Annotated in this window: 7 protein-coding genes; 3 read left to right on the top strand and 4 right to left on the bottom strand. The window is 42.4% G+C overall.

Annotation, left to right across the window (positions count from 1 at the left end; genetic code table 11):
• Positions 1–166: 166 nt before the first annotated feature.
• From P1X15_RS32075 to P1X15_RS32060, 4 genes are all read right to left on the bottom strand, one after another.
• Positions 167–1483: a restriction endonuclease subunit S gene (locus P1X15_RS32075; RefSeq protein ID WP_277342195.1), complete on the bottom strand. Its 1317-nt coding sequence runs from the start codon at positions 1481–1483 to the stop codon at positions 167–169.
• Positions 1473–2492, bottom strand: a complete 1020-nt coding sequence (locus tag P1X15_RS32070; RefSeq protein ID WP_277342194.1) for a YhcG family protein — start codon at positions 2490–2492, stop codon at positions 1473–1475. Before P1X15_RS32070 ends, P1X15_RS32075 begins: the two co-directional genes overlap by 11 nt.
• 35 nt (positions 2493–2527) lie before the next feature.
• Positions 2528–4894 (bottom strand): class I SAM-dependent DNA methyltransferase, encoded by a 2367-nt coding sequence (locus P1X15_RS32065; RefSeq protein ID WP_277342193.1) that lies wholly within the window; start codon positions 4892–4894, stop codon positions 2528–2530.
• A 307-nt stretch (positions 4895–5201) separates the two neighbouring features.
• Positions 5202–7709, bottom strand: a complete 2508-nt coding sequence (locus tag P1X15_RS32060) for a M14 metallopeptidase family protein (RefSeq protein ID WP_277342192.1) — start codon at positions 7707–7709, stop codon at positions 5202–5204.
• A 325-nt stretch (positions 7710–8034) separates the two neighbouring features.
• On the opposite strand from P1X15_RS32060, the gene P1X15_RS32055 reads away from it, so the two are divergent.
• The 3 genes from P1X15_RS32055 to P1X15_RS32045 all read left to right on the top strand — a co-directional run bounded on the left by P1X15_RS32055 (position 8035) and on the right by P1X15_RS32045 (position 12475).
• Positions 8035–8394 carry a BlaI/MecI/CopY family transcriptional regulator gene (locus P1X15_RS32055; RefSeq protein WP_277342191.1) on the top strand — a complete coding sequence of 120 codons (360 nt, stop codon included), beginning with the start codon at positions 8035–8037 and terminating at the stop codon, positions 8392–8394.
• A gap of 1 nt (position 8395) precedes the next feature.
• A complete protein-coding gene (locus P1X15_RS32050) occupies positions 8396–10690 on the top strand; it encodes a M56 family metallopeptidase (protein WP_277342190.1) in 2295 nt (764 codons plus the stop codon).
• 108 nt (positions 10691–10798) lie between these two features.
• Positions 10799–12475 carry an amidohydrolase gene (locus P1X15_RS32045; protein WP_277342189.1) on the top strand — a complete coding sequence of 559 codons (1677 nt, stop codon included), beginning with the start codon at positions 10799–10801 and terminating at the stop codon, positions 12473–12475.
• Positions 12476–12777 lie beyond the last annotated feature (302 nt).

Below are 12777 nucleotides of genomic sequence, written 5' to 3'. Positions count from 1 at the left end.
TTGGGGGTTGGCCATGTCGCAATTGTACATTAAATTTGGCGATAGATTACAAGCTGACAGAGAAAATTACCTCGGAGGCTGAAAAGGCAAAACTAAAATCCTGACACAGTTCAGCGTACACTCCCTGCGATAATGATGAAAACCCCGAAGGGGTGATATTATATTGCTACCCCTCGGGGTTTTCTGTTACCTTCACCTTGCCCGTGACCACACTGTTGATCAAACTCGCCTTGTATTCTTTCAGCTTCTCTATCTCCTGCTCTTTGAGGCCAATGGCCGTGTCGATTTTTTTAGAAAGGAATTTAATATGTTCAGCTATTGCAATTTGTTCTGATTTTGGAGGAAATGTAATTGACATTTTTCTCACTTCATCTTGGCTTATATTAGGGTCAACTCGTGTACCTTTTGCATTTATCATCCAGTAAGGTCTGCAAAATTTTACATAATAATATAAGAATTCACAATACAGTTTTTCAGACGAAATTATGCCACAAAGTGCTTGATTAAGTGTAGCGCTAAATCTTAAAATGGAGTGCTTCCCAATTGAACCAGGGCCTCCATACATCGCAACGCAGACAGTATTTACCGGAACAACTTTACATGCTGTGTCTCTGATTGCCTTATCAGTTATTTTTTCCGGAACATCATAAAGTTCATCATTATTTAAATCTGTTGTTCTTACCCATGGTATGTGACCATTATAATATTCCTTAATATTTCCGCTTGGTGGAGTTCCCCCACTTGTTGTTTGTGCAATTTTCTTGATTTGAGTCACCTCCCAATGCGCCGGTATCTCCCCAATCCATTCTATGCCCGAATCTTTCATGGGCACATCGGGATTCAGCCCCCGCGTAACGGCTTGGTGGATAAGGATTTGTCGGCGCTCTTTGAGTAGTTCGATTTGTTTTTCTTTAAGGTCAATGGCTTTGTCAATTTGCGCTGTTTTGCGGTCGAGAAATTGGGCAATGGCGGTTTGTTCGGAGAGAGGCGGAACTAAAAAGCTAAATCTTTTAAAATCTCTAAAATCTAAATTCTGTCTTAATCCAGAACCTAAGCCATAAATTACTTTAGTAATGTCAACGCAATGGAAGAAATAGTGCAAATACGAACTGTTGTTGCCTTCTTTGACCAAAATGTTAATATAAGCACTCGTTATAATTCCATGATTCTTAGCTAATCCAGTCCTTAAACTTGTTTTGTCATTTTGTAAATCTGTAGGTCTGATTATTATATCATTTGGGTAAACAATTTGGTAAGTCTCAAATGATTCAGGAACGAGCCCAGTTAACTTTTCCTCTGGTTTTATAATTACATTTCCATAACTTAATGAAAGAACAGTGTTGATTTTTAGTCCAATGTTTTTTTCCTTTCGTTCGCTTATGATTGTAAACCCAGGTTTCACCTTCCAATGTTCAGGAATATCACCGAGCCATTGGACGCCGGAGGGTTTGTAGTGTGTATAGGTAGGTAGGTTATTTTGCATTGAGGTACGATTCTAATTTTTTCGTAATTTCTTCGGTTGCAGGCAGTAGGCCCTTATAAGCTTCCGGTAGTTGGCTACTCGTTGTGTAAGTGGCAATGCCAATGGGTAGAATAGCCGTTTTGAGGGCGTATTCTACCACTGTTCGGTCTTTGCTTTTACAGATAATGATTCCAATGGCGGGGTTTTCGTGGGGGAGTCGTACGGTATCGTTCAAAACCGATAGATAAAACTCCATTTTGCCTTTGTATTCAGGTTCAAAATCGCCGATTTTCAGTTCAATGGCAATCAGAGATTGCAGTTTTCTGTGAAACAGCAATAAATCAATTTTGTACTCTTTCGTGCCTGCATAGACCTTATATTGGTTGCCGATAAAACTAAAATCGCCTCCCATTTCCATCAGGAAGTTTCGGATATTTTTCAAAATGGCTTGTTCCAGCTCATATTCGCTGTGTTGGTCTGCCATTTCCAAAAACTCAAAATTATAGTGGTCTTTTACCGCCAAATAGGCTTGGTTTTTGATTTTTTCGGGCAGTACATCATCAAAATTGGTTTGGTTGAGCAGGTATTTTTCAAAAGTATTATTTTCAATTTGATGAATGAGAACGTCTTTTGTCCAACCAAATTTTTTAGTTGAAATCGTGTAAAAAAGTCGCTGCTGCGGGTCTTTGCATTTCTTTAAAATAACAATGTGTTTGCTCCAACTAATTTCTCGTACCATTGGTACGAGATTTGTATCATGTTGATACTCAGTGTAAAATTGAGCCATAAGCCATAAATTTCCCGTTGAAAAACCATCCATATCAGGAAATTCCGCTTGCAGTTCTTTTGAAAGCGTAGGTACAATGGCTTTTCCCCAACCTAAGGCTTGTTTTTGAGCAATGGCTTTGCCCAGTTCCCAATAAAGGTTAATCAGCTGAACATTCACGGCTTTGAGGGCTTCATACTGAGCATCACGTACCTTTTGCTTTATTTGAGCAATAAATTCCGTTTGGGTTTTATCTAAATTCATAAGTAATTCAAAGAGTTTAATTGGGCATAACCAATTCAAAGCCCCAAAATCTCCCGAATCAGGCCATCGCTTTCGGCTTCCAGGGCCAAAATATCTTCGGTTACCTTTTCCAAGGTGCGCAGGGGTTTGTGGCGATAAAAATACTTGTTAAAACTAATCTCATAGCCTATTTTGGTAGCGTCGAGGTTGAGCCAAGCTTCGGCCACGTGGGGTTTTACTTCGCGCAAAAAGTAGGCGTGGATATTTTCCTTGAGGGGTACGTTTTCGGTGTCGCGCAGGTCGCTTTCCGTTTCGTATTCCACGTATTCGCCTCTTTTGTCGGTGGCAAAATAGCCGTAATCGGCCAATTGGGATTCGTCGCAGCCCAAATGCGCGAGGAGGGTATCGAGCTTGTCGCCCGTCAGTTTGGTAATACCCTTCACCACTTTTTCGGCGGTGGCGTCGTACCAGCTCACGGCGTTGAGGATGGCATTTTTCTCCGAGGCCGAAAGTTTGGATTTTGAGGCTTTCAGCTCGGCGTCTATGTTTTTCCTGAAAAAATTAAAGTCGTTGTATTCATCGGTGCCGATGGCCTGCATCAAGCTCGTCGCCGCCGTGAGCAAATCCAATTGTTTCTGCCACGTAGCGGGCGAAGTCAAGGTTTTGAGTTGTTTGGCGTTGAGGTTCAACTCGTTTTTTTCGCACCAATCCGTCAGAGCTTTTTCGTGTTGGGCAAGGTGGGTATATACTTCTTCACCCCACTGCTCAAAGGCCCATTGCATGGGTTCGCGCAGGGATTTATCAGAGCGCAGTTCTTCAATGCACTCGGTGCTAAACTGTGCTTTGAGGCGCTTGGGGCGCTCTACGGTCACTTTGTAATAGCCAAAATCGCTGTTGTCAAATACCTTAGACGCAATTCCTGGTTCTTCCTCCAGCGTGTCGGGATGGATAGGGCGCTGCACTTCAAGCAATTGGGTATACACATTCACAATCTCGCGGATGTGCTCGGGGGCAAACTCACAATTTTTGTTGCCGAGGTTTTTGCGGAGTTTCCTATAGAGCTGACCCGCGTCAATGAGCTGCACTTTGCCTTGGCGTAGCGGGGCTTTGCGGTTAGAGAGCACCCAAATGTAGGTGGTGATGCCTGTGTTGTAAAACAGGTTGTTGGGCAACTGAATGATTGCTTCGAGCCAATCGTTTTCAATGAGGTAGCGGCGGATGTTGCTTTCGCCCCCGCCCGCATCGCCCGTAAACAGACTCGAACCGTTGTGTACCGAGGCTATGCGACTACCGCGCGGGCTTTTGTCGAGTGGCTTCATTTTGTTGACCATTTCCATCAAAAACAACAACTGCCCGTCCGACGAACGCGGTGTGGCATCGGCAGGTTCTTCGTTGCCCCAATAGTCGCGGAGGGTAATTTGAAAACGCGGGTCAATGATGTCTTTGCCGTCTTTGATGTATTTCTGCTCACTTGCCCACGACTTGCCATAGGGAGGATTGGAAAGCATGAAATCAAAGGTTTTTCCCGCAAATTCATCCGTTGAAAGCGTCGAGCCGACGCGGATGTTTTCGGGGTTGTTTCCTTTAATCATCATGTCCGATTTGCAAATGGCGTAGGTTTCGTCGTTGATTTCCTTGCCAAACAGGTACACATCGCCTTTGGCACGTATTTCACCCTCTTCGTCTTTGATAAAATTCTGCGATTCGGTCAGCATCCCGCCCGAGCCGCAGGCAGGGTCGTAGATGGTCATGACGGGCGGCAGGTCGTCTTTGATGGGATCAAAGATTACGTGCGTCATGAGGTCGATTACCTCACGGGGTGTAAAGTGCTCGCCGGCTTCTTCGTTGTTGTCTTCGTTGAACTTGCGAATCAGTTCTTCAAACACGTAACCCATTCCCAAATTGCTCAAGGGCGGTAATTTGCGACCTTCGGGGTCAAGCTTTTCAAAAGGAGTAAGGTTGATGTACGAAGAGGTAAACTTTTCCAGTACATCAAGCAGCACATCTTTGGCCGCCATGTGCCGTACCTGGCTTTTGAGTTTAAACTTATCAATGATTTCCTTGACGTTGGGGCTAAAACCATTGAGGTATTCTTCAAAATTGGCTTGGAGGATTTGTTGATTATTGGTAGCGGTATCGTGCAGGCGTTGCAATGTCCACGGGCTAATGTTATAAAACACATAGCCCGATGCATCGCGCAGGCCGTTCTCATCCCATTCCGTAAAACCTGCCTCATCTCGCTGAAAGGCCAATTCTTCCATCACGGCCTCTTTGGTGGGTTCAAGTAGAGTATCCAATCGGCGGAGCACCACCATAGGTAAAATCACGTCACGGTACTTTCCCCGCACATACACATCGCGCAAACAATCATCGGCAATGGACCATATAAAAGATACTAATTTGTTGTGGACAGCTGTATTCATTAACGACTTTTAGATTTTTTAATAAATAAGGGCATAAGTTTTGTTAATTCGCAAACATAGTATTTTTAAAAACCCGAAGCCCTTAACTTTTTAAAAATACCGCTTTGGTAAGCGTTGAAATGGCAAATTATACCAAAAAAAAATCAGAATTTGATACCATATATAATACCCAAGTTTTGAAACAAGAGTAATTGAATGATAATCAATGCTAATTCCCAGCCTGGTCCAGAACCTAAAAAAGCCCAGAGAAATCTGAGCTTTTTTGCTTGTTGATGTAGTAACTATCTACCCTAATTTATGGAAGATATTACTCTTCTTTGGCTCCAAAAGGAGTAGGCGTCGAAATATTTGCCCCAAAGAAAATGGCGTTTAAAAACATCTTTTCGGTACCATACCATACACCTCTGAAATTGGGGTTGTCGGCAAAGAGGATGGTACGGCCGCTGCCTTCGGGTGAGACGAGCACACCCGCCGAACCACTGATTTTTTTGAGGGTTTGAGGGTGAACATACCCTGTCAGCCAAGGTTTGTCAGAATACTGTACTACGGTGCTGTATGGGTTTTTAGAAGGTTCTAATAGCGTGTTACCATTTCGGTAAAGGGTTATTTTTCGGTTTTTGTACCCAAACCCAATCGGATGTGTGATGTCGATGTCGGCTTCAAACATTGTGCCTCCCGTATTTTGGGAGCCTTCGTTGGCGGCCGCATCTTCATAGTTGACACGAATACTTTTGCTCGAATCGGATACATTACGGATACGGAGGGTTTCGTGGGCAATGTCGTTTTTGAGCGCCCATTCAGTGGCGGTTTTGAGGGTGATGAGCGTGCCGCCATTCGCTACCCACTGCTTGATTTTGGGAGCCAAGGAGCGGTCGTATTGACCCGATACCATGACGATGACGTTGTAGCGACTGAGGTTGAGTCGGGGCAAGGTCGCTATGTCAACTTTGGAAATGGGCATTCCTACGTGGGTGTCAAGCCAATACCACACTTCGCCTGCCTCGTAGCTTGCTACGCCTTGACCCGTTACGATGAGGGCTTCGGGTTTGCTTACTTTCTGAAAATTGTTGCTTCCTAAATCAATTCCACTTTGACTAAAACCAGTAGGGATTCCTACAAAATTAACCTGTGCTTCTTGCCCGATGGCTTTGATTGTTTCAAAAAGGGTAGTAGCGTTGAGGCGTTGCCCTTGTACGGGTATCATCAATGAGCCATGCCCGTAGTTTTTGTCCCCAATTTTGAAAGCACGCATCGCTACTTTGGTGGTGATATTGTATTGTAATAGTCGATAAAGGGCTTTGGTAGCCATAAAATCAGAGAAATCCAACAAATAAGCATATTCAGACTTAACAGGGGCGACAGTGGGAGTTTTTAGAAAATCTTCGCTAAGGCGGGTGTTTTTGGCAGGGAGGGTTTTGAGTTCGGCATGCGTAAGGCCAAATGCCAAGGGCATATTCCAAGCCGAGGCATCATAAAACAAGCTATCGGCAAATTTGGTAGGCTTCTCAAAAATACTCTGCACCATTCGATACTGGGGCTGTGCCGTGGGAACAAACAAGGCTTTGCCTTTTTCAAAGGCCTTTCCGTCTGTGTTTAGATTGTCAGAAAGTTGGTAGCTTTCGATTTGATGGTACAATAAAAATTGGGCAAATTTTTTGAGCTTGTTCGCATCCTGATTGTCGCCTACGATGTATCCTTTGATGGGTTGTTTGTTGGCATCACTGACCGCACTCGCAAAAAAATCGCGTTGAAATTTAAGCAGATTTTGGCGTTCGTCTACGGCGGCTTGACAAGTGGCCAACGCACATACCAATTGATTACGGATAGTAAAAGCGAAGGTTACAGAGCCATGCTGACTATCTTGAATGTACCCTCGCGAACTAGCTTGTTCAAACAGCAGCCCCAATCCGCCCTGAATATCGGGATAGCTTGACCCATAGCCAGGATAAAGGTTGTCGAAGGATTCTTTGGTATAATACAGCGACCCAATCGCATTGAGGGCATTTTCGTAGTATTTGGCAAATTTGGTATTGAGGGTTTTGTAAACATAAGCCGGTACCAGTGGGTTTTCGGCGTTTTCTTTGGAAGGTTCGAAGAAAAAAGTAGCATTGGTTCCCATTTCGTGATGATCCGTAACGACATTGGGAAGCCATTGATGATAAAATTTAAGACGGTTCTGGCTTTCTACATGTACAGCTAGGTACCAATCGCGGTTGAGGTCAAACCAGTAGTGATTGGTACGTCCGCCGGGCCATACTTCATTGTGCTCACGGTCGTTGGGGTCAGCTACAAGTGGTGTAGCTTTGTTTTGGTTGACCCAGCTTACAAAGCGATCTCTACCGTCGGGATTGAGTACGGGTTCGATGAAGACAACGGCGTTGTCGAGCAACTTTTTTGCATCCTCATCTTCGGAAGCCGCCAGATAATAAGCCGCCAAAATCATGGCTTCGCCGCCAGAGGTTTCGTTGCCGTGTACATTGGCGCCCAATTGTACCAAGACAGGCATCTTGGAAATGTCGGGCATGGGTGAGGAAGGGTTGACGAGTTTGATTCGTTCTTGTTGTATTTGAGGTAGTTGTGAAATATTGGAAGGTGACGAAAACATCACTACCAAATGAGGACGCTTCTCGTAGGTTTCGCCGATGACACTCACACTGACTCGGTCGGAGAGGCGGTCGAGCTCATACATATAAGCTACGAGCTTGTCGTAGCGGGTTTGATGATCGCCGATTGCATAGCCCAAATATTGTTGAGGGGAAGGAATGGCAGGATTCAATTTTTTGCCACTGAAAAAATAGTCAGTTTGGCTATACACGTTTAACGTGTAAAAAAAGAAAACAAAAAATAGAGTTTTAAGCATATTGTTGAGATTGATGATGAATAGGATATTCCAAAGATAAGAAGCAAAACCAATTTGTGAGGGTTTTTGTCAATGAAAATTGAAATGAATAAAGAATTGATTTTAAAGGCTTAAAAAGGAGGATGATACCTCACGTTATTCAGGCCTATATTTCAAATAATTGTTGAATTAATATAAAGTAAATTTCATAAAAGGTTGGTTATTAGATGATTATTTAGATTTTAAAATTAAAACTGAAAAATAAGTTTTGTAACTGAAAAATACGTTATATGTTTGTGTCATGGAAGAACTTACACGTACCGAAGAACGCATCATGCAAATCATTTGGGATTTGGAGAGATGTTTTGTAAAAGATATCATCGAGCGCTTAGATGATGAGCCAAAACCACCCTACAATACGATTTCGTCGGTGGTAAGAATTCTGGAAAAGAAAGGATATGTTGGATTCAAAGCTTATGGAAAGACGTATGAATATTTTCCGTTGGTTTCGAAAGAAGAATATGGCAAACTGACTTTCCAAAAAGTATTAGCCAATTATTTTGACAATTCACCTGCAAGTCTGCTGTCGTTTATGGTCAACGACCACAAATTAGACGCTGCCGAACTCGAAAAACTTCGTCAATTTATTAACAACCAATAAAATGCTGCTCATCTATTTGCTCAAAGTGTCCATAAGTTTGGCGGTGTTTTATATGGTTTATTATGGAATGCTTCGACGCTTTACTTTTCATAGACTAAATCGCTTTTACTTGCTGCTTGGGTTGGGGTTGAGTTTTAGTATTCCATGGGTACCGCTAGAGCATAAACGTGTCGTAGAAGTAATGCCGATTGAACCATCTTCCTATGTATTGGATGAAACTGGGCGGGATGAAATAGTGAAGCCTGAGGTAATTATGGAGCCTGTTGACCAACTCTCAGAAGTTCCTTATACCCAAGATATTCTAAACTTGATTTCGTGGCAAGAATGGCTTGTAGCATTATACTTTTTGGGAATGATTTGCATGTTGGGACTTTTGGGAAAACGACTTTTTCATATAATGATAATGTACACAAAGGGAAGTCGGAATGATGAGTGGGTTGAGGTGACGAGTATTCCCGCAGGTGCTTCTTTTTTTGGTCTTGTTTTTCTCAATTCTAGTGTATTAACTCCTACAGAGATTCAGTACATTTTAATGCACGAACGAACGCATACCAGACTCTTGCATTCACTAGATATTTTGGTCGTAGAAATTACCAAAGCAATTTTATGGTTCAATCCGGTTACTTTGCTTTACAAGAAAGCTCTTTTAGAAACCCACGAATACGAAGTTGATAAATACATGGTTGGGCAGTGGGAGGCTAAATCGTACGCGCATTTGATATTGAAACTTGCTTCGCCGTCATCTTTGCCCTTGTTAAATAGTTTTGGCAAGCATCCCGTTAGCAAACGAATTTATTTCATATTTCAAAAACCAACTACTGCCATCAAAAAAGCATTATACGCGGTGCTGTTGCCGCTAGGAGTTATCGGTGTGTTGTCGTTTGGTATTCGCAAGAAAGTGACTGTATATAAAGAAGTAACTGCCTCTCAGAAACTAGAAGTATCTCCCAAGAAAGTAGAGCAAAAATCTTCTTTAAGAGTGCATGACAAACATGTATGGGCGTATTATGACCAAAAACATAAACACACCAAAGGGCGCTGGGAACGCTATGATGTGAGTTTGAATGATTTGTGCGTATTACCGAGTGGTATGATTTATTATTTGGTCAATCCTCATTCATTCAATCTAAAAGACATTGAGGCCGTCAATCAACGGATCTCGAAACGTTGGAGATATGAGATAGTAGTCACCCAACAATCGGCGGATGAAGAAGGTAAATTAGCAAAGGTAGGGCTTGCCGTAAAAAATCTCCGTAATCAGCAAGTTTCTACGCCTGAGGTCATTGATATGGAAGAGGCTAGGGCCATAGGGAGCCTCGGTGGTTATATTGATATTGGTATTATGCTACCTACTAAACAGCCCTATATTAAACTATGCTATGGTGATAAAGATTTAGAAATCAGCCGCACATCTGCTTCTTCAAAAGTGCATCAAATCAATACATTTGTGAATATATCTTCTATTCTCAAAATCAATAATGATGAATTGTTATATACAGTTTATCCAGATAAAATAAAGAAGGTAACCTTCGACAAAGTAGCAGAATACTTTGAAAAGGAGGGGTTTAAGCTGAGCTTTTCCAATGAAATATATAAGAGTGATGGTCAGTTGGCTGCAATTGACATAGAGTTGGAAAATAATCAACAATCTGGCTTCTATTATGCATTGATTTTAGATTCATTGCGTCATTTTACGGATTTTGGGAGTGCAGAAAAACCAGAAAGATTTGACGAGCCTATTACTATTAGAGCTAATAAGATTACTCGTCAAGTATCGATAGAAGTAGGCACCTATTGGACTAAAGCGTTGAAAAAGAAAGGACATTTGAAAGCGTTTGGTACTCAGAAAAAAAGCGAAAAGCCTCCACTAAGTATACAAGGTGAAAAAGCCGTTTGGCAAAATACGTATGAAAACTTTAATGAGATTCTAAAGAAATCCAACAAAGGTTTGTTTTTTGAAAGAGTAAAAGTAAAGACGAAAACGGCTGAAATAAAAGATATGTTGGTTTTTAGAACCCCAAAAGGAGAAAATTACCAGGCAATCGGTATGGAGATAGAAGTAGGTACATCGCCTCGGTATTATCTGGATGGCCAAATAATTGAGGAAACTAGGATAAAATTGCTAAAGGCAAATCAAGTTAAAACAGTGATTTGTGTAGAACCTCAAGATGATGGATATAAAATGTTTCTCAAAAAACATGGTATAAAAACACAAAGAGAAAGAATAGTTTGGATGGAACGAGCAAAGTTTGATTTTCAAACCTTGCCTATGTCGAATCTATTGAGTAGTTGGTAATAAAAAGAAGTTGGTTTAGTTAAATTTACCTCCTACGTGTAGCCACTATAGTTTGTTTTTTTGTATTTTTGGGTTGTTACGATTTTTTTACACTTGTCAACCTAAACTATGAAAAAAACGCTCTACACCTTACTAGTGTTGGTAGGAATGTGTTCAATCAGCGGAGCACAGTCCAAAAAATCTCCCAAACTTACACCTGAACAAGCCCGCCTCGAAAAACTCAAACAAGAAGCGGCGGCGGGAGTTGAAAAACGCGCCCAATTGGGACAACAAATCAACGACATGCTCTTTAGCTTTTCTGAACTGGGTTTTCAGGAAGTAGAAAGCTATCGCTATCTGACCGACTTGCTCGAAAAAAATGGTTTTACCGTTGAGCGTGGCATTGCCAATATGCCTACGGCATGGCTGGCAAAGTGGGGAAGTGGAAAGCCCGTAATAGCGATTGGCTCGGATGTGGATTGTATTCCTAAGGCGTCCCAAAAACCGGGCGTAGCTTACCAAGACCCGATTGTGGTGGGTGCGCCGGGACATGGTGAGGGGCATAATTCTGGGCAGGCGTTGAATATCATTTCGGCTTTGGCCGTAAAAGAAATAATGGAGCGCGAAAAACTCCCCGGAACCTTGGTCTTATGGCCGGGAGTCGCCGAGGAATTGGTGGGAGCTAAAGCATTTTATGTGCGTGATGGCTACTTCAAAGATGTGGACGCTTGTATCTTTACGCACGTTGGCAATAACCTAGGCGTTTCGTATGGTGATGCGGGCAACAACGGTTTGGTGTCGGTGCGGTTTAATTTTGAAGGAGCCGCTGCCCACGCGGCAGGTGCGCCTTGGCGCGGACGAAGTGCGTTGGATGCGGTCGAGTTGATGAATATAGGTTGGAATTTTCGCCGTGAGCACTTAGAAGTTACTCAACGCTCACACTATGTGATTCCTGACGGTGGCGACCAGCCCAATGTAGTTCCTTCCAAAGCCGCCGTTTGGTATTATTTCCGCGAACGTTCTTATCCAAAAATTAAGAAATTGTTTGACATTGGGGTCAAAATTGCGGAAGGAGCTGCTATGATGACAGATACCAAGTTTACTTACGAAATCTTGGGCTCGGCTTGGCCGGGGCATTTCAATAAGCCTATTGCTGAAGCCATGTATCAAAACATCAAAAAGGTAGGTTTGCCCACTTGGTCAGAAGAAGACCAAATGCTAGCAATGGCTTCCCAAAAAGAACTCCAAGCCCCTAAAATTTCGGGATTAGCAACGAAAGTGGATACAATCGGCCTCCCTGCTGACTCACCTACCCGTATGATGGGCGGGCAGGCAATGTCGATAGGTGGTGGTTCTGATGATATTGCCGATATTTCTTGGTCATTGCCAACGATTGTACTTCGCTATCCTTCCAATATCCCCGGATTGCCAGGCCACCACTGGTCCAATGCCATTTCTATGGCGACGCCCATTGCGCACAAAGGAGTAGTGTATGGTGCCAAAGCCGAGGCGATGACTTTGATTGATATGTTGCTCAAGCCTGAGATTATCAAGGATGCGTGGGATTATTATAAAAATGAGCAAACCAAAGAAATGCAATACACGCCTTTGATTTCGCCCAAAGAAATGCCCGCTGTATATCTTAACCGTGAGATAATGAACAAATTCAAGCCCGAACTTTCGAAGTATTATTATGACCCTACCAAGTATAAGACTTATTTGGAGCAGCTAGGTATTAAGTATCCTACTTTGCGAGACGACCAAAAAGAAGATTTGAAAAAAATAAAACTAGAAGCAGGGAAGTAAGTACTAAAGCGGCATAGACTTTCTAAGTTTAAGTTTTGAAGTGATTTGGATTCAATAGGCTGAAAACTTAGAAAGTCAAAACTAGAAGCAGGGAAATAAGTGCTAAAGCGGCATAGACTTTTTAAGTTTTGAAGTGATTTGGATTCAATAGGCTGAAAACTTAGAAAGTCAAAGCTAGTACCTTGTTTAATTAGTTTTTTTATATTTTATATTATTTGGATTAACGTGCGAATAGTGCCGATTGAGCGTATTTCTGGCAGACTCGCATGAGAACTGCCAATCTATGGTAGTCTTCTTATCCA

Source organism: Runella sp. MFBS21 (genome assembly GCF_029433105.1).
Classification (GTDB): domain Bacteria; phylum Bacteroidota; class Bacteroidia; order Cytophagales; family Spirosomataceae; genus Runella.
The sequence above is the reverse complement of the archived record's forward strand: the minus strand, read 5'-3'. Positions and strand labels throughout refer to the sequence as shown.

Excerpts from the sequence above, each read along its gene's own strand:
- P1X15_RS32075 (WP_277342195.1), bottom strand. The coding sequence starts at position 1,483 with ATGCAAAATAACCTACCTACCTATACACACTACAAACCCTCCGGCGTC.
- P1X15_RS32070 (WP_277342194.1), bottom strand. The coding sequence starts at position 2,492 with ATGAATTTAGATAAAACCCAAACGGAATTTATTGCTCAAATAAAGCAA.
- P1X15_RS32065 (WP_277342193.1), bottom strand. The coding sequence starts at position 4,894 with ATGAATACAGCTGTCCACAACAAATTAGTATCTTTTATATGGTCCATT.
- P1X15_RS32055 (WP_277342191.1), top strand. The coding sequence starts at position 8,035 with ATGGAAGAACTTACACGTACCGAAGAACGCATCATGCAAATCATTTGG.
- P1X15_RS32050 (WP_277342190.1), top strand. The coding sequence starts at position 8,396 with ATGCTGCTCATCTATTTGCTCAAAGTGTCCATAAGTTTGGCGGTGTTT.
- P1X15_RS32045 (WP_277342189.1), top strand. The coding sequence starts at position 10,799 with ATGAAAAAAACGCTCTACACCTTACTAGTGTTGGTAGGAATGTGTTCA.